Source organism: Algoriphagus lutimaris (assembly GCF_017051705.1).
Taxonomy (GTDB): domain Bacteria; phylum Bacteroidota; class Bacteroidia; order Cytophagales; family Cyclobacteriaceae; genus Algoriphagus; species Algoriphagus lutimaris.
Genome location: NZ_JAFIDJ010000001.1, coordinates 1,632,329 through 1,651,316, shown reverse-complemented (window position 1 = coordinate 1,651,316; position 18,988 = coordinate 1,632,329). Strand labels below are relative to the sequence as shown.

Sequence of the window (18,988 nt, the reverse complement as noted above, 5' to 3'; positions counted from 1 at the left end):
TGAGATTGCAAAAAGCAAAATTTAGGTCAATTTTTGAAGAATAATCGCTAAATGATTTTTAACCATCAAGCTAATTATTCCCATTTCAGATGTTTAGAGATAAACAATAAATGATAGGGAAGTGCTTCAGTCCAGTATTCCCACGTATGAGCACCAGGCCTTTCTGTATAATCATGGGGGGTTCCGTTTTCCAATAGCAATTGATGCATTTGTCTATTTGTTTCTATCAAGAAATCATCTACTCCAATATCGATAATCAGCGCAATTCCATTGTCTTTCATTTTATTAACTAAGCCAACAGCGGTATAGATGGAATAGGGGGAGTCATACATCAAATCTTCTCCAAGCATAGCTTTTTGTTGAGATTGTCTCAAATTTTGAAAACTCTCTGGGACTTTCCAGAGTCGGGTGTCAATATTCATTACCCCACTCATGCTCCCTGCAGCGATAAATAATTCAGGATGTTTGGCACTGAGCATCATTGCTCCATGACCTCCCATAGACAAACCGGTTATAGCTCTAGACTCTTTTTTAGCTATTGTATGGTAATTTTTGTCTATTTCAGGAATGAGCTCTTTTGTGATATAGGTTTCGTATTGAACGGAATCCATCATTGGGCTATCATAATAATAGCTTGCAGGGCCTACCCCAGGAGTCACAATGATCAGATTATATTTTTCGGCCATTTTATTGACGATTCCTGGTTCTGTTATCTTTTTATGCCAATCGTCAAAAGCACCACTTCCTCCATGAAGTAAATAAAGAACTGGAAGCTTTTCGGAGTTTGAATATCCTGAAGGAGTGGTTACTGCAGCCTTTAGAGTTTTCTTCATGGCCTGACTATAAACCTCAATGGTGTCCACAGTCGCCTGGGCAAATACCAAAGAAGGTAGGAAGGACAAAACGAACAACAACTTCTTCATAGTGAATCAGGGGTTTGGGTAATTTCGGCCTACAAATTAGAGATAATTCTAAAATTAAAATCGGGTTGATCATGACAATAGTCATTTTCTTGGGATTTGATTTTGTTTATCTTTCATCTATCAACATGAAAAACGAAAACCTTCAAAATATTGCAAACCTTCTGATCGTATTGGTCTTGGGTTTTATTCTCCTTAAGGAGGGCTCATTTATTATCGTGCCCTTAGTTTGGGGAGTGTTTTTCGCTTTTGCCTTAAATCCCTTGTCTAGTTGGATAGAGAAGAAAAGGATTCCCAGGGGATTAGCGATTTTAAGTAGTATTCTAGTGGTTAGTTTATTGGCATTCAGTGTTTTTTATTTATTGCTTAACCAAGTAATTGGGCTGATCAGCGATATTCCGGAAATTGGAAGTGCCTTTAATTCCCGAGTAGAAACCTATTTGAGTGATTTGCAAGATCTTTTCGGGGTTGAGTTAAATTCCAATGATTTGCTTGATAAGGTGGGAATATTTGATTTTAGTAGTCTGAATAAGACCATTTTTGCTACTGGAAAATCCATTGTATTGGCAGGGATTATTCCGCTTTACATCTTTTTATTGATGTATTATAAAGATTTTTTTGTGGAGTTTTTGATCAGAAAATCCAAAGACTCCAATGAAAAGATCATCAACTGGGCAAAAGATTCCGGTAGGGTAATTCAGTTTTATTTGGCGGGAATGCTGAAAGTAACCGCAATTGTAGCGTTGATGTCCGGATTATTTTTCTATCTAATTGGCGTTAAATACTTTTTATTATTTGCTGTATTTGTAGCCTTGATGAATTTAATCCCTTATGTGGGGGTGTTTATCAGTTCCTTATTTGCCATTCTCTATGTTTTTCTTACCACTGATTCTTTGGCCTTTCCATTGATTACTTTCTTTGTGTTATGGGGAATTCAATTGATTGAAAATAACCTAATCACGCCATTGGTAGTAGGCTCAGAAGTCAAGGTAAATGCCTTGGCAGTGGTTTTGGCAATTTTATTTGGAGGATGGGTTTGGGGAATATCTGGGATGATATTGTTTATTCCGCTGGTAGGGGTATTGAAAATCACCTTGGAAAAAAATGAGAATTTAAAAGCCTATGGGTTTTTATTGGGTGATGAAATTACCATTTCTGAAGAAAGTGAGAATTTTTGGAAACTGATCAAAAAGAATTTCAGCAAATCCAATAAGAAGTAATTTTTGAGGGATATTCATTTCCGGCTCTTTAATGAGAAGTGTTTGCGGATATTCGGTCGCTTTTTTAGAAATAGATTTAAAAATTGAAATTTTTTGAAATAAGAAGGAACTTATTTCTTCTAGGTGTGATTGAACGTTCATTCAGTCATGGAAAATTTACTCAACAAAAGAAAATGCATTCTTGAAAGTGCTCTTGAATTAATCAATGAGCAAGGCTTTCATGGAAGCCCTATTAGTAAAGTAGCTAAGAATGCCGGTGTGGCGGCAGGATCAATTTATACCTATTTCGAAAGCAAAGAAGAATTGATTTTGGGGATTTATGAATATGTCTCTCAAAACATCAAGGCCTATGTTTCTGATAGAGACGATGAGACCTTGGATTTTAAAAGTAGGTTTTTCAATTATTGGAAAAACTACACCAGATTTTATGAATTAAACCCCGCACAACACGGGTTTTATGATCAATTCTTAAATTCTCCTTTTAATTCTGAGAGTTCACAGCAATTTCCCAATGTCTGGCATGAGTGGTCTTTTGGATTTTTTCAGTCTGGAATAGATCAGGGAGCCATCAAAAACATGAACCCAACGATCCTCGCCATTTTAGTCAATTCGAATATCAACTCAGTAGTGAAGATCAAAAATAACTTCAAAGCAAAACTTGCCCGTAACAATGTGGACTTGGAGGAAATTTCCAAGCTCATTTGGGAGGGTATAAAAGATGATAAGCCCAAAGTTTTTTAGGAAGTAAATTTTATTCAATTATCAATTCTATGTTTAAAAAGTATGTTCTGCTTGTCGTGATGGGAGTTTTACTCCTTTCGACATCTGGCTATGCACAAGAGAACCCTCCAATTCCTCAAGGAGAATTAACCTTGAAGGAAATTTTAGAATATTCCTTGGTGAATAGTCCAATGGTAAAGCAATCACAAATAGATCAGGAGATAGGGGACCATGAAATCAAGGCAAGTTTGGCGGATTGGTATCCTCAGGTTACTCTTTCTGGTGCGGGGAATTATAACATTAAACTTCAGACCTCTGTGATCGGGGACCAATTGATCACTTTTGGTCAGCCTTGGAATTCCAATCTGATGTTCCAGGTGAATCAAACTTTATTTAATAGAGATCAATTGTTTGCTTCCAAGTCATCTAAATACTACCGGGATCAGCTTGACAAAGCCATTAAAAATACCCGGATTACAACTATTGTGGAGGTAAGTAAGGCTTATTATGATATCCTTTTGGCGGAAGAGCAACTCAATGTATTAAATGAAAATATTGGGAGGTTAGAAAAGCAATTGAAGGATGCCAAAAACAGATATGAATCAGGTTTGGTAGATAAAACAGATTACCAAAGGGCCAGTATTTCCTTATCCAATGAGATGAGTGTCAGAAATAGGGTTCAAACTTCTTTTGATGCTAGGTATGCCTATCTCAAACAGTTGATGGGCTGTCCGGAGGAATTCGAGTTTACGGTGAGTTTTGACCGAGAGCAGATGCTATCTGAAATCTATATGGATGCTTTTGAACCATTGGTTTTGGAAAACAGGGTAGAGTATCAGTTGATGCAGACCCAGCAGACCTTAAATGAAATCCAGTTTAGCTATGAAAAGTGGAATTACTTGCCACAGTTATCAGCTAACTATAGCTACAACTGGTTGTATTTCAATCAGGAGTTTTCCAATCTGTATAATCAGGCTTATCCCACCTCTTTGGTTGGACTGACCTTATCTTTGCCGATTTTCCAAGGGGGTAAAAGAAATCATCGGGTACGGGTAGCAGATCTTCAAATGGATAGGGGAGCTATTGATTTAGAAAACCTAGGAAATCAAATTAAGACTGAGTACGAGGTAGCCTTGACCACCTATCAAAGTGACATTTATGCATGGGAAAATATCCGTGAAAATATGAAGATGGCAGAGGAGGTATATGACATCATCAAATTACAGTACGACGAGGGGATCAAAGCCTATGTGGATTTGGTGGTAGCAGAAACTGACTTAAGAACTGCCCAGATCAATCATTTAAATGCCATTTTCCAGGTTTTGGAGAGCAAGCTTGATCTAGAAAAAGCCTTGGGACTTATCGAATAATATTAAAAGCGAATCTATAATTATATATATATGAAATCTAATTTTAGCAAAGTTGCCTATTTAGCACTGCTATTCGCAGTTTTTTCCTGTGGTACAAAACAGCAGGCAGGTCCTCCTCCAGCTAGTGCAGTTTCGGTAACAACGGTTCAAGTGGAGAGAAAGCCAGTTGTAGCGATGGATGTTTACCCGGCTACCTTAGTTCCTTTAAATGAAGTGGAAATCCGACCTCAAATCAGTGGCTACATCACTAATATTTACATCAAAGATGGTCAGGAAGTAAAGAAAGGGCAGAATCTCTATGAGATTGACAGAAGCAAGTATGCAGCTGCACTTCAACAAGCGGAAGCGAATCTTGCCAGTGCAAAAGCAAATCTCGATAAATTGGAGAAAGACCTGGAGCGATATAAAAGATTGGATGAACAAGATGCCATAGCAAAGCAACAATTGGATCATGCACAAACTGCCGTTTTGGATGCGAAATCTCAAATGGCCTATGCCAATGCCCAATTAGAGTCTGCAAAAACTGACTATAGTTATTCTGTTTTGAAAGCTCCTTTTGATGGTAGGGTAGGTATTTCCCAAGTGCGTTTAGGAGCTCAGGTTTCACCGGGACAACCACTTTTGAATACACTGTCTTCTACTGATCCTATGGCCTTGAATTTTGTGATCAACGAAAAAGAAATTCCCCGTTTCAATAGGCTTTTGAAATCAACGGATACGCTAGATTCTTTAATGACTATTGAATTGAGTGATGGAAGTATTTATCCATATCAGGGGACATTAACCACCATGGATCGTGCAGTGGGACGTCAATCTGGTACTATCAATCTTCGGGTAAACTTTCCTAATCCTAGTCAGGATTTGATTGCTGGGATGACTGTGAATTTAAGAGTACTTAATGAGGATATTGGGGACCAGATTACAATTCCTTATAGATCCGTGACGGAGCAAATGGGTGAATACTTTGTGTACGTAGTTCAACCTGATAATACCGTAAAGCAGCAGGTGGTTCAATTGGGGACCCAGGTTGGCAATGAAATCGTCGTTAGAGGAGGACTGCAGGAAGGCTCAAAAATAGTGGTTACAGGCATCCAAAATCTACGGGAAGGGGTACAGATCGCAGAACAATCGGCCCAATTACAATAAATTCTTTTTACACGACTTGATTAATTAACTAATGATATCAGACGTATTTATAAAACGGCCTGTCACTGCAATGGTTATTTCCATTGTCCTCGTCATGGTCGGGGTCTTAGCCATTCTGAACCTACCCGTTACCCAATACCCCGATATCACTCCTCCGGTGGTTTCAGTATCGGCAAATTATACGGGTGCTGATGCCAAGACCGTAGAGCAAACCGTAGCTACCCCTATAGAAACCCAAGTGAATGGTACTCCGGGAATGGCCTATATCTCTTCCAACAATACCAGTACCGGCCAAATGCAAATGGACGTTACGTTTGAAGTAGGGACAGATATTGATATTGCCACCTTGGATGTGCAAAACAGGGTTTCTATTGCAGAACCATCCTTACCAGAAGCTGTTCGTAGGCTTGGGGTAGTGGTTCGAAAAAGGAACCCATCCATTATGATGGTATTGAGTATTACTTCACCGAAAGGAACTCATGATAGCAAGTTCTTATCCAATTATGCGAATATTTTTATCAAAGATGCTTTACTCCGTGTCAATGGAGTAGGGGATATCACCGCGATTGGACAGGATTTCAGTATGCGTGTCTGGCTTCAGCCGGATAAATTGGCACTATATGGGATTTCTGCGAGGGAAGTAACCTCCGCAATTCAGGAACAAAACTTACAAGTAGCAGCAGGTACTGTAGGAAGTATGCCTCAGTTTGACTCGCAGGCTTTTGAATATCCGATTACTGTCAATGGTAGATTGGAAAGAGCAGAGGAATTTGAGGATATTGTCTTGAGAACAAATCCACAAGATGGAACTTTGGTATATTTAAGGGATGTGGCCAGAATTGAATTGGGCCAATTTGATTATGGAAGATATTCCACCTTGGATGGAGAAGAATCAGCAATTCTGTTGATTTATCAAGCTCCAGGAAGTAATGCGCTTGAGACTGCAGAAGGAGTTTATGCTGCTTTAGAGGAACTTCAAAAATCTTTCCCGACGGATATGAAATACACGGTTCCATTCGAATCGGTATCTGTGGTGGAAGTGTCTATAGATGAGGTGCTTCAAACCTTCGGAGAAGCTCTTCTTTTGGTGGTAATTGTAGTATTCTTATTTCTTCAGAGCTGGAGAGCAACTTTGGTTCCAGTGCTGGCAATCCCGGTATCCATTATCGGTACTTTTATATTTTTCCCCTTGCTTGGATTTACGATTAATACACTAACATTATTTGGGTTCGTTTTGGCGATTGGTATTGTGGTGGATGATGCCATTGTGGTGGTGGAAGCGGTTCAGCATTACATAGATTCCAAAAAGATTTCTGCTAAAGAAGCCACTCGAATGGCGATGAAGGATATTACTGCTCCAGTAATTGCCATTGCCTTGATTTTGGCCGCAGTGTTTATTCCGGTAGGATTTATCCCTGGAATTGTAGGTAGAATGTACCAGCAATTTGCCATAACTATCGCTATTTCGGTATTGATTTCTGCGTTTGTTGCATTGAGTTTGACTCCTGCATTATGTACGCTTTTGTTGAAACCTTCTGAGGTCAATGAAAAAGGAAAGGGGCTGAATAAGTTCTTCTTCAAGTTCAATCAGTGGTTTGATCGAACTACCCAGTCTTATACTTCTGGAGTGAAAGGAGCAATCAAAAAAGCACCGTTAATGCTGATTCTACTGGTATGTATTTTTGTAGGAACATTCGGATTATTCCAGACCAAACCAACTGGTTTTTTACCTACAGAAGATGAGGGGAGATTGTATGTTACACTTCAGTTGCCAGAGGGAGCAGCAAGTAACCGAACTCAGGAGGTCATGCAAAAAATGAACAAAATCCTCGCTGAAACAGAAGGAATTAACCACGTGACCGGTATTGGTGGATTGAATGTGATTAACTTCTCTTTCAAACCGAATTCAGCTACTTTCTTTGTGCAAATGGATCCTTGGGATCAGCGAACAGAACCCTCTCTTCAGTTGGGAGGCATGTTGGCTACCTTGAATCAAAAATTTGCAGCAATCACTGAAGGCAATATTGTAGTAGTGCCACCACCGGCAATTCCTGGGTTAGGAAGGACAGGTGGATTTAGCTTTATGTTGGAACAACGATCCAGTACGGGAGATATTAAGGAATTTGAGGCGGCACTGGGTAAGTTTTTGGCAGCAGCCAATCAACGGCCTGAAATTGCGATGGCTTATAGCTTCTTTACCGCCAAAACGCCTGGTTATCATGTTACTGTGGATCGTGAGAAAGCCAAAAAGCTTGGAGTTCCATTAACTGAAATATTCATTACCATGTCTAATTTCATGGGGAGTTCCTATGTGAACGATTTCACCAGATATGGAAGAAATTTCCGGGTTATTGCACAGGCCGATACTGCTTACCGAGCTGGGATCAATAACCTAGAGCAATATTATGTAAGAAGCACAGGAGGCGAATCCGTTCCATTGAGTGCATTGATCAATTATGAGGTAGTAGAAAATGCGCCCGTGATTTCTCATTACAACTTGTTCCGCTCCGCAGAAGTCAATGGGAATGCTGCACCAGGATATAGTAGTGGTCAAGCTTTATCAGCTTTAGAGGAAGTGGCCGCAGAAGTACTTCCTGCTGGTTATGGCTATGATTTTTCTGGGTTGAGCAGGGAGGAACTTTCTTCAGGAAATAGGACGATCCTAATTTTCGCCTTGGCGATTGTATTGGTTTCGCTTTTGTTGGCTGCCTTATATGAAAGCTGGTCTGTACCATTTTCAGTACTATTGGCGTTGCCATTGGGAGCATTTGGAGCCATCATTGCTTTGCACTTCCTACCTAAACTTGACAATAATGTGTATGCCCAAATTGGTCTGATTACATTGATAGGTCTGGCAGCAAAAAACGCCATCTTGATCGTGGAATTTGCAAAAGAACGGGTAGATGTTGGCATGCCACTGATCAAGGCTACCCTAGATGCTGTTAGATTGAGATTGCGTCCGATCATTATGACCTCCTTGGCATTTATCCTTGGGGTAGTTCCTTTGGCAATTTCAAATGGAGCAGGGGCTGTGGCTAGACAGACCATTGGCTGGACGGTAATTGGAGGAATGATGGCGGCAACCTTCCTCGCTATTTTCTTTGTACCAGTATTGTATGTGGTGATTACAAAAATCGCCTATGGTAAGAAAACTTTGGCCGAATTAGAAGCCAATTATGATCCAAACGCCCATTTGCATCATTAATTAGAAAGAGGCTTAAAATGAATGTAACCTCTCGGTAAGAAGCAGCTTATCGGGAGGTTTTTTTGTGTCTGAGAGGAAGGGAAAGGTGTATTCATTACTATGGATTTTGCGTTATTCTGTTCTAGTAAAAATCAACTATTAATTGTTTTCTAGGTGCCCAATTAAAAACGGTTTTATTGTCAAAAATCTAAAAAAGTAATTTTTGTTAATTGAAAATGGAAAGGTTGAACATCGAGCATACCTAGAACAAAAAGCTAATTTAATTGTCACCGCTCAACCGTTTACATAAAATATTGGAGGTATTTAAACTTGTTTTAGGAGATCAAGTTTAACCCCAATACCAAACACCTGAGAACCGCTGATAAAAAATTAAGGTAAGCGGCTTTCCAATTAGACTAGTTTAGTGTCATGTTTAAAAAAGTAATCTACTTTTTGGGACTTGTTCTATGTTCCATTAGCACGTATGCCCAAGACATAGAATTTAAGAAAATCGATGTGCCGGTTATTATCGATGGGGAGATTGACGAAATTTGGGCCACAGCTGATTCTGCCTATAATTGGATGCAATATTTCCCCTATGATTCCTCTTTGGCGGTAAACCAGTCGGTGGCTAAAGTGCTTTACGATGACAAAAACATCTATGTGTTGGGAATCATGTACAATGCTACTGATGATAGAATCTATGTAACCCCTTCTCTCAGAAGAGATTTTAGAGGTGCCGCAAATGACAACTTTACTGTCATCTTTGACACTTTTCAGGATAGAACAAACGCATTTACTTTCGGTATTAATCCTTTTGGAGTTCGAAGAGAAGGGTTAGTTACAAATGGAGGAAGTGGAGAAAGGTCATTTAGTCTTGACTGGGATAACGTCTGGAGAGGGGAAGCTAAAATGTATATGGGGTATTGGGTGGCAGAAATCGCCATTCCTTTAAACTCCCTCAGATTTAATGAGGGGCAAAGTAATTGGAATGTGAATTTTTATCGAATTGATAGCGAGAGTGCAGAAAGATCAACTTGGGCGCCTATCCAGAGAAATTTCACACTTTTTAATTTAGCATCGCTAAATGTTGCCAAGTGGGAGGAGCCCACCAAAAGAAGTGGGAAAAACCTTTCTGTTATCCCCTATGTGTCTGGTAACTATAATCAAAATTTGGAAGAAGGAAAAGATGCCCAGACTGGTTTCAATGCAGGCTTTGATCTGAAATATGGATTAACTCCAGGTTTAAATCTTGACTTAACTGTAAATCCTGACTTTTCACAAGTGGAAGTTGATCAGCAGGTAACAAACCTGGACCGATTTGAGATTTTCTTTCCCGAGCGAAGACAGTTCTTTTTAGAAAATGCAGATCTATTTGCCGATTATGGTCAGAGAGGTACCAGACCATTTTTCAGTAGGAGGATAGGTGTTTCCAGAGATGAAAGTATAGGACAGAATATTGAATCTGCAATTCCATTAGGAATGCGACTCAGTGGAAAAGTAAATGATAATTTGCGCTTGGGGGTTTTAAGTATGCAAGTCTCAGATAACGAAGCGGCAAGTTTGCCTTCGTATAATTATTCCATGGTTTCCATACAGCAAAAAGTCTTTTCCAGATCCAATATTTCAGCTTTTCTGGTAAATAAGCAGACTTTTGAAAGTCCTAAGGAGTATAGTGATAGCTTATACAATCAGTGGGATAGAACGGTAGGAGTGGATTATAACCTCGCTTCTGCAGACAATAAAATCAACGGTAAAATCTTCTATCATTATAATATTAGGGAGACCAATATCGATAGCACTTTTGCAGCGGGGATGGAACTTGAATACAGCGTTCCGAAATGGTCCCTGAATATGCGATCTCAAATGGTAGGTGCAAATTATGCTCCTGAAGTAGGTTTTGTCCGAAGAACAGATATTCAGCAGCTTGCGATGACCTACAGAAGAAGGTTTTTTCCATCAAGTGGAGGGGTACAAAGGCATGGCCCTGGGCTGGACTTCGATGTATTGGGTAATGGAACTTATGGCTTGCTTGATTGGGATATGAACATCCTATATGATATTACCTGGCGATCTTCTGCTGAATTCTCCATGCGTTTGCGTAGGCAATACACTTACTTGTTCAATGGTTTCGACCCAAGTGGAACCGACGGTCTTGCTCTTCCAGCAAATACTGAATACACCACAAATCTGATCATTGCTCGATACAGGTCCGATGAAAGAAAGAAATTGTCCTATGAATTAAGTACGCGGTCTGGACAATATTTTAATGGGATGCGTTGGAATTTGGAAGGAAGTATTCAATGGCGGTATCAACCATTAGGTTTTACAAGCATCGATTTTGCATACAATGGCATCAGGTTGCCAGATCCTTACAATGATGCAAACCTCTTCTTAATTGGGCCGAGATTTGACTTCACATTCAGCAAAAAACTGTTTTGGACTACTTTTGTACAATACAATAGTCAAATTGACAATGTGAATATCAATTCGCGACTGCAGTGGAGATTTGCTCCCGTTTCGGATATTTTCTTGGTTTATACAGATAATTACCTCGCAGAAAACCAAGAAGGTTTTATCCAATTTGGTGGCTCAAAATCTCGCGCACTGGTTTTCAAAATGACTTATTGGTTGAATCTGTAGATAGCTCAAGAATCATATGATTCCAGCCAATGTTATTTATAAAATGTATCGGATAATCTAAATGCTATTGAGGTCGCGACAAAAAAGTTCGTATCAGAAAAAGCAGTATTAGTTTCAAATATCTTGTCTTTACTTCGCAACATACGACCTTCTAATCTGCATGTAATATTTTGAACAGGGGAGTAGTCTAAGTTTAATGAAATTCCTTTGGTTAGAAAACCATTGATCGTATTGGTTGGAATGATGACTCCTGATTTGTCTTGGTAGTATTCTGCTCGTATGGCCGCTCTCCAGGTTTTGTTGATTACATACTGACCGATGATGATTGGACTAAACCAGAGATTATAATCTGAACTTTCTTTTTCGTTTTGCTGGAAACCTAAATCAAAAGCTGTAATCAGGTTAATCTTTTCTGTCAATTGGAAAAGCCCATAAAAGTCATTAAAGTACCGCATTCTCCTTGTACTATCCGAATCATCTGTTCCTAAAAAAGTACTCCAGTTTAAGGATATCTTTTCTGATGGGCTATATGTAACCTGGGACCCAAAACTTGGTAATGAATTTCCTTCCAACCGCTGAATTCGCTGCCAACCGTTTACAACTAAACCTGCTATTTCCCATTTATTGTTGGGGTTGAAAGTTAGTTTCGCCCCAGTTAAAAAATAGGGCGAATTTTCAGCCAAAAGGGAACGAGTTAAAGTCAAGTTATCCATTGAAATTGCGCTCTCAAATCCAATATGAGAAGGTAGCACACCTACATCCAACCATAAATTATTTTCCTTGTTAAGGGAAATGCCAATATTGGCTTCAAAAATATTCTTTAGAACCCCTGGTTCTGCCGCATAATTATCATTGGCATAGGTTCCACTTTGCAATGCGAAATTAGCACGATACTTCATGTGCTCTACGCTAAATTTTACCAATCCTAAATTCAAGTTAAACTCGTTGTGTCGATTGTGATTGAACAAAAAAGGCTGTCTTTCGGTGCTGGATGGTCGATTAAAGTCGTATACATAAAATACATCAGCAAAGCCCAAAATGTTGATCTGAGGTTTTTGATTCCAAGAACTATCAACTTGCGCGGACAAGTTGAAACTGACTAGAATGAGAGTAATAATAAAATAATACTGCTTCATCTTCTTTTGTTCTTTTTTTGTCTCATCAAGAGTAGAAAACTGAAGTTGATAAAGGAAGCCAAAATAAAGGATCAAGTATGATCATTCCTTATTAATTATTTGCCTTGGCTAACGCTTTTAATTTTCATTTTTGGGTGCTCATTTCTTAGATTTAGCATAAGAGGTTTTTATAGTTTTTTAAAGCTTTTTCTTGATCACTTATGGTTTCATAGGCCTCAAAAGAGGTTGTAAAGTTTACTGTACTCAAGATAATGAAAGAAAATGCTTTTGATCGTCGGGTAAAATGTTGACCTATGAAAACTGAAACTCCAGAGATTAGCGCCGCCTTTTTTCATGGTTGTTCTTAATGTAAGGAATAGTGTGATTTATTGGTGACACCGAATTACATTTTAAAATAGGGGAAAGATTTACATTAATGCAGTGGGTGATGACCTTGATTCGAATTTCTCTTTCTTTACAATTATCTATTTAGTGACAATAGACCATTTATTTGAAGTATCATATTTTCTTTTAATTAAATGAGGACTATATAGAACCCCACTTATTCCGAGAAATACCCCACTGACTTCAAGTAATCCTTGAGCATCTTCTTTTGTATCTGTAATCAAAAGCAGTGGAGAAGTTATTAATCCAATGAAACCAATGAAACCAATTATCCCTGCTCCAGTTGCAGGTTTATTCATAAATTTATTTGTCACTTCTTTTACTGATTTAATTTGGATTTGGACTGTGTCTGAATTTTTTCTCTCTTTTAAAGTTAATAGTTCAAATGAACTGTCGGATGCAGAAAGGATTCTTCCTGTGAATGAGGTGGAGTCTGAAGTTTTAAAAGTTAATATGGTCCTAGGCTTTAGTTTTTTTTGGTGCCCATTGACATTGTTTTTCAAGTAGACATTATTCTGAGCATGAGTCATATGAATTGAACAACAAATCAGTATTAAAATAATGAGTAACTTCATGACTTCTTGCTTGGAAAATTCTGTAAATGACTTTTAAACTATTTTTTTTAGATCTTAAAAGACAGCTATATTTTCAATATCACTTGATTTTCTAAATCACTTTCCTTTGTTCCAATTGCCATTTTTTACTGGAAGCTAAGTTTATGGTTTTCTAATAATTTACTTCCATTTCATCTCCGACTTTTCAGCTTTTTATTATTTAAGTTAAGTCCTTTTTTTGGATCATTTTCTAAAAACAGGTCGGATTTTTTTTGAAATTTTTTGTTTCCTAAATCAAACAAAAAAAGACCGACAATAAACTTGTCGGCCCTTGAATAGCCCATTCTCATGAAGGACTATTTTTTGATCTTTGTTTTCTTTGAATTCTTATTTATTCAACAAATCCTATTTCCAGAAATCAGCATTATCAATACCTGCGTCCTTGGCAATAAAGACTGGATCTTTCCCTTCTTTTTTCTGCTTTTTGTAGTCTTTAAATGCTTTCATAGCAGGTTTTCTAAGTAATAGAATGGCAATCACATTGAGCCAAGCCATCATGCCAACACCAATGTCACCCATGGTCCAAGCCAAAGCAGCAGTTTTGATAGAGCCATAGAAAGTGGCCACTAAAATTGCTACTCGAAGTACCCAGATTGCCCACTTGTTATTAGACTTTCTGATCAAATAGCTTAGGTTGGTTTCTGCGATGTAGTAATAAGCCATAATGGTAGTAAAGGCAAAGAACAGTAGGGAAACAGCCACGAAACCTTTACCTAAAGCAGGGAAGTGAGTTCCCACCGCAAACTGAGTGTATTCAGGTCCAAAGGAAACCCCAGGAAGATTTTCTACAATGAAACCTCCTTCAGGATTCAATACATTGTATTGGCCTGTAAATAGAATCATCAATGCAGTAGCAGTACAAACGAAGATGGTGTCTACATAAACTGAAAAAGATTGAACCAAACCTTGCTTTACCGGATGTGAAACTTCTGCAGCTGCGGCAGCATGCGGTGCAGTACCTTGGCCAGCTTCATTGGAATAAATTCCTCTTTTCACTCCCCAGGCAATGGCCATTCCGAAAACTCCAGAAAAGGCAGCTTCCAAGTTCAAAGCGGATTTAATGATCAAGGCAAAAATGGAAGGTACTTCAGTGATATTCATCAAGATGATTACTATAGCCATCAGGATATAGGCTGCGGCCATAAATGGAATAACCACTTCTGCTACTTTACTAATTCTTTTGACTCCTCCTAGGATAATTAAGGCCAAGAAAGCAGTGATGATGATACCAGTATATAGAACAGGAATGTCAAATGCATTTTCTACACTTAAGGCAATGCTATTACTTTGTACTCCAGGCATAAATAGGGCAGTAGCAAGGATGGTTGCAAATGCAAATACCATAGCGTACCACTTTAACCCTAATCCCTTTTCAATATAATAAGCAGGGCCACCTCTATATTCTCCTTTATCAACTTCCTTATAAATCTGTCCAAGAGTGGATTCCACAAATGCGGAAGCGGCTCCAAGAAAAGCAATAACCCACATCCAGAAAATTGCTCCAGGCCCACCCATGGCGATGGCGGTCGCTACACCAGCAATATTTCCAGTTCCCACTCTTCCTGATATCGCGATAGCAAATGCCTGAAAAGAAGAAACTCCTTTTTCAGAGGATTCACCTTTGAAAAGGAGTTGTATCATCTCCTTGAAATAAGTGACTTGAAGGAATTTGGTCACAAATGAAAAATAGATCCCTGCCCCAAGGCATAATAAAATTAAGGCATCACTCCATACTACAGCATTAATTGCTTCTACAATTTCTTTCATTTTTTATTTGTATACTTCTAAATCTATAAAGTTCTCGATTGCTTGGGTTTATTTTAAACCCGAAGAAAGCAAAAAATACCTTATTAATTGAGAAGAATCGTTTTAAAAGGGCTTAAAATTATTTAAGTCTCTGAAATTGAAAATTCAGGCAATATAGATTGGTAGCCCCTTGCCCCCTCAAAAATAGATCAGTCATTCCTCCCTATAGGGAAAAATATCTTGGGTTAATCTATTGCTTCGTTGATTGGTTTTAGAAGCTAAAAGCCCTCTTACTCTATGCTGAATTTGTAGATCTTATCATCAAATCCACAGATATACAATTCTTGGTTTTGGTCCACTCCAAAAGATGAAATAGCAAAATCCGTATCAAAAAGTTCTGTATTGACGGGGCTCGATGGATTGCTGATATCCAAACTCCAGATTCTACCTGAGACATAATCCGCATAGATATATAAACCCTGTAATTCTTGGATGCTTGGGCCTCTATAAACATAGCCACCCGTTACTGAAATGTCACCTTTGGAACGGTCATATTCCCAAACAGGTAATTCCAAGCCTGCTTGATTGCAATTAGAGGAGTTAAAGCAATGAAACCCTTCCATGGTATTCCATCCATAATTTCCTCCTTTTTTGATGAGGTCAATTTCTTCGTACCTATTTTGTCCAACATCTCCTACCCATAGGTCACCATTTTCTGAATCAAAGCTAAATCGCCAGGGGTTACGTAGACCATAGGCATAGATTTCTTCTCTGAATCCCTGGTTGTTATTGATAAAAGGGTTGTCAGCAGGAATAGCATAGTTGTTAGCTCCATTCGTTTGATCTACATCGATCCTTAAAATAGTCCCAAGTAAAGTGTTTCGATTTTGTCCGTTTCCTTTTGGATCACCACCACTTCCTCCATCGCCTACAGCTATATACAAAAAGCCATCAGGGCCAAAAGAGATTTGACCTCCATTGTGATTGGAATAGGGTTGTCCAAATTCCAAAAGCACCAATTCGCTACTTGGGTCTGCCTGATTTGGGCTTGCTGCTGAAACAGAGAATCGGGAAATTACTGTTCTATTAGGGTTGGATGCAGTATAATTCACATAAAAGTAGCCATTACTGGAATAATTGGGGTGGAATGTCAAGCCCAATAGGCCTTCCTCGTTTCCAGAATCATCCACCTGAGCTTCAATGTCGAGAAAGGTTGATTTGGACGTGGCATTTGATTCATTTTGGAAGACAGAAATCACTCCTCGTTGCTCTACTACGAAAACACGATTGGTATTGTCTCCTGCATTTTGAAAATCCACTGGTCTAGTGAAAGAAAGACCCGGAAAAGCCTCTACTACTGCCAAACTCCCAGTTGGAGTAGAGGGATTGGAGGAGGTGCTTTGCGAACAAGCCTCATGGAAAAATAAGGTCAATAGGAGAAAAGTTTGGATAAATTTTTTCATGAGGAAAATAGACTAAAGGATACTGTTAAGTTTCTCTTTTTAAGTTAGATGAAATAGGTTAAGCGACCAAATTTTAAAAAAATGAACGGTTCAGTATAAGGCACAAAAAAAGCCAACACATTTCTATGTTGGCTTCTTAAGTCGGGGTGGCAGGATTCGAACCTACGACCTCCTCGTCCCAAACGAGGCGCGATACCGGGCTACGCTACACCCCGATTCCATTCGGAAAAAGAATTTTGAAACTCTTTCCCCAGAACCGGATGCAAATGTAGTGAATTATTCCTTTTTTCAATTTTCTAGAACAAATAAATCGAAAAAAAATGGAGGATAATTTTAGCTTAAAAAAGTGAATTTAGAGTAAGTGGTTGGATATGAATAGTTTGGGTGGGTCCGTATTTCATTTATTTAAAGTGTAACTTCAGAATTGCTTCAGAGTGTTTCAAGAATTTGATTTATTCTAATGAATTCAAATTCATTAATTTTCTAACTATGAAAATTTTATTGGTGGAGGACAATGCAGAACTTGCCGAAAATGTGGTGAGGTATTTAGAGCACGAAGGAATTCTATGTGAAACCGCAAGTACCTTATTTGATGCAGAAGATAAACTGCTTTCTTACAGTTATGATTGTGTTCTTCTGGACCTCATGCTTCCCGATGGAGATGGACTCCAATTACTCAAACTGATCAAATCAACGAAGCAAGCTCCCAATGTTTTGATCATTTCCGCGAAAGGTTCTTTAGATGACAAAATCACTGGGTTGGATCTAGGGGCAGACGACTATTTGGCGAAGCCTTTTCACTTGTCTGAATTATTAGCTCGCCTGAAGGCCATTTATAGAAGGGCAAAACTGGACGGGATCGATGTTTTGGAAATTAATGAAATTTCAATCCATCATGGCACATCGGAAGCCTACGTTAACAAGAAATTACTTGATTTGACCAGGAAGGAATTTGATCTGTTGATCTTCTTGATCACCAACAAAAATCGAGTTCTAGGAAAACAAGCCATCGCCCAACATTTATGGGGAGACTACACGGATAATTTGGCAAACTTCGATTTTGTTTACCAACACATCAAAAACATAAGGAAAAAACTCACAGAAGCAGGGGGGAAGGATTACCTCAAAACCGTCTATGGTATTGGGTATAAATTTGACGAAAATGCAATATAGGCTCATTAACATTATTACTTTTTTATACCTGATCTTAACCTTAGCAGGGTTGCTAATCAGTGGATTATTCATTTACCTCAAAATCGAGTCAGAGATTGATTTTGAAACAGGGAGAGAATTAGACCGACAGGTAGATTCAGTAGCGGATCAGATTAGAAGAGGGAACCCTTATAAAAGTCTGATCACGGACCAACTAGAGATTGAAATGATCCCATTTGAGAGAACTGTTGAAGAACTGTATTTGAGGGATACACTTGCCTATCACGAATCCAGTGATAGAAAAGTAAAGCAGCTGAAGGCCAGTAAATCCTATAAAATCGGAGGAGAGCATTACAGGATTTCCTATTTCAACATTGTAGTAGAAACAGATGATATTACTGAAACCGTGGTATTTACTATGGGAGTAGTGTTTCTATTGCAGCTAGCATTCATTGTATTCTTTTTAAGGGGGATTTCCAACCGGATTTTACTCCCGTTTCAAAAGTCCTTGAAGAAAATCCAAAACTTCAATTTTGCAACGAACGAGCCCTTTGTATTTGAGAAAAGTAACATTAAGGAATTTGATCAGCTTAATGAATTTTTGATGCGCATGTCCAATAAGTTGTTGAAGGACTATAGACAAATTAAGGAATACTCAGAAAATATTTCCCATGAAATACAAACCCCTACCACTATAATCCGAGGAAAGCTCGAACATTTAATGAATGAGGGAATTACCGAAAAACAGTCGGAATTGATTCATTCCGCCTACCAGAACAATGAGCGAATTCAGCGGATTGTCAAATCTTTGAGCCTGTTGGCAAAACTGGAAAACAATGAATTTGAGTCTCCCCAAGCAATCAATTTTTCAGAGGTACTGCTAAAAAATATAGAACTAACTGAAGAGCTGATTGAAGGAAATGGATTGCAACTCGAACAATCAATTGATCCTGATGTTACTGTAGTGATACATCCATTTACCGCTGATGTAATGATTCAAAACCTGATTAGCAATGCTGTAAAGCACAATCAAGCAAAAGGCTGGATTAAAATTCAACTCAATTCAGATTATTTATGGGTTGAAAATTCTGGTTCTCCTTTGAAGAAAGCCCCTGAAGTTCTTTTGAAACGGTTTGAAAAGGAGAGTGACAAGTCGGATTCTATTGGTTTGGGGTTGGCAATAGTCTCTCAAATTTGTAAGTCTTATGGCTTGAATTTTCAATATTCATCTGAAGGGAATGTGCACAGTACAAAAATCAGCTTTCGCTAATCAACTTCAAATTTGATTCA

The 18,988-nt window shown here is 38.6% G+C and carries 13 protein-coding genes and 1 tRNA gene; 8 read left to right on the top strand and 6 right to left on the bottom strand.

Annotated features, from left to right (window positions below; all coding sequences use genetic code 11):
• Positions 1-74 precede the first annotated feature (74 nt).
• The gene (locus tag JYB62_RS06715; RefSeq protein WP_205644640.1) at positions 75-923 is read right to left on the bottom strand and encodes an alpha/beta hydrolase; all 849 of its coding nucleotides are present in this window, start codon (positions 921-923) and stop codon (positions 75-77) included.
• A 71-nt stretch (positions 924-994) separates the two neighbouring features.
• Between JYB62_RS06715 and JYB62_RS06710 the strand changes: the two genes are divergently transcribed.
• From JYB62_RS06710 to JYB62_RS06685, 6 genes are all read left to right on the top strand, one after another.
• A complete protein-coding gene (locus tag JYB62_RS06710; RefSeq protein ID WP_243431454.1) occupies positions 995-2,140 on the top strand; it encodes an AI-2E family transporter in 1,146 nt (381 codons plus the stop codon).
• A gap of 147 nt (positions 2,141-2,287) precedes the next feature.
• Positions 2,288-2,881: a TetR/AcrR family transcriptional regulator gene (locus JYB62_RS06705; RefSeq protein ID WP_205644639.1), complete on the top strand. Its 594-nt coding sequence runs from the start codon at positions 2,288-2,290 to the stop codon at positions 2,879-2,881.
• Between the two features lie 29 nt (positions 2,882-2,910).
• Positions 2,911-4,230 carry a TolC family protein gene (locus JYB62_RS06700; protein ID WP_205644638.1) on the top strand — a complete coding sequence of 440 codons (1,320 nt, stop codon included), beginning with the start codon at positions 2,911-2,913 and terminating at the stop codon, positions 4,228-4,230.
• 30 nt (positions 4,231-4,260) lie between these two features.
• A complete protein-coding gene (locus tag JYB62_RS06695) occupies positions 4,261-5,376 on the top strand; it encodes an efflux RND transporter periplasmic adaptor subunit (RefSeq protein WP_205644637.1) in 1,116 nt (371 codons plus the stop codon).
• Positions 5,377-5,407: 31 nt separating this feature from the next.
• A complete protein-coding gene (locus JYB62_RS06690) occupies positions 5,408-8,581 on the top strand; it encodes an efflux RND transporter permease subunit (RefSeq protein ID WP_205644636.1) in 3,174 nt (1,057 codons plus the stop codon).
• Positions 8,582-8,989: 408 nt separating this feature from the next.
• Positions 8,990-11,203, top strand: coding sequence for a carbohydrate binding family 9 domain-containing protein (locus tag JYB62_RS06685; RefSeq protein WP_205644635.1), 2,214 nt, complete (start codon positions 8,990-8,992; stop codon positions 11,201-11,203).
• 32 nt (positions 11,204-11,235) lie between these two features.
• On the opposite strand, the gene JYB62_RS06680 is transcribed toward JYB62_RS06685, so the two are convergent.
• From JYB62_RS06680 to JYB62_RS06660, 5 genes are all read right to left on the bottom strand, one after another.
• Positions 11,236-12,291: a porin gene (locus JYB62_RS06680; protein WP_243431453.1), complete on the bottom strand. Its 1,056-nt coding sequence runs from the start codon at positions 12,289-12,291 to the stop codon at positions 11,236-11,238.
• A 512-nt stretch (positions 12,292-12,803) separates the two neighbouring features.
• Positions 12,804-13,298, bottom strand: coding sequence for a hypothetical protein (locus JYB62_RS06675; protein WP_205644633.1), 495 nt, complete (start codon positions 13,296-13,298; stop codon positions 12,804-12,806).
• A 384-nt stretch (positions 13,299-13,682) separates the two neighbouring features.
• A complete protein-coding gene (locus tag JYB62_RS06670; RefSeq protein ID WP_205644632.1) occupies positions 13,683-15,104 on the bottom strand; it encodes an alanine/glycine:cation symporter family protein in 1,422 nt (473 codons plus the stop codon).
• Between the two features lie 269 nt (positions 15,105-15,373).
• Positions 15,374-16,546, bottom strand: a complete 1,173-nt coding sequence (locus tag JYB62_RS06665) for a PQQ-dependent sugar dehydrogenase (RefSeq protein ID WP_205644631.1) — start codon at positions 16,544-16,546, stop codon at positions 15,374-15,376.
• Positions 16,547-16,687: 141 nt separating this feature from the next.
• Positions 16,688-16,761: transfer RNA gene (locus JYB62_RS06660), tRNA-Pro, on the bottom strand.
• Positions 16,762-17,035: 274 nt separating this feature from the next.
• Between JYB62_RS06660 and JYB62_RS06655 the strand changes: the two genes are divergently transcribed.
• Positions 17,036-17,719: a response regulator transcription factor gene (locus tag JYB62_RS06655; RefSeq protein WP_205644630.1), complete on the top strand. Its 684-nt coding sequence runs from the start codon at positions 17,036-17,038 to the stop codon at positions 17,717-17,719.
• Positions 17,709-18,968, top strand: a complete 1,260-nt coding sequence (locus JYB62_RS06650) for a sensor histidine kinase (protein WP_205644629.1) — start codon at positions 17,709-17,711, stop codon at positions 18,966-18,968. The genes JYB62_RS06655 and JYB62_RS06650 overlap by 11 nt, the downstream gene beginning before the upstream one ends.
• Positions 18,969-18,988: the final 20 nt, after the last annotated feature.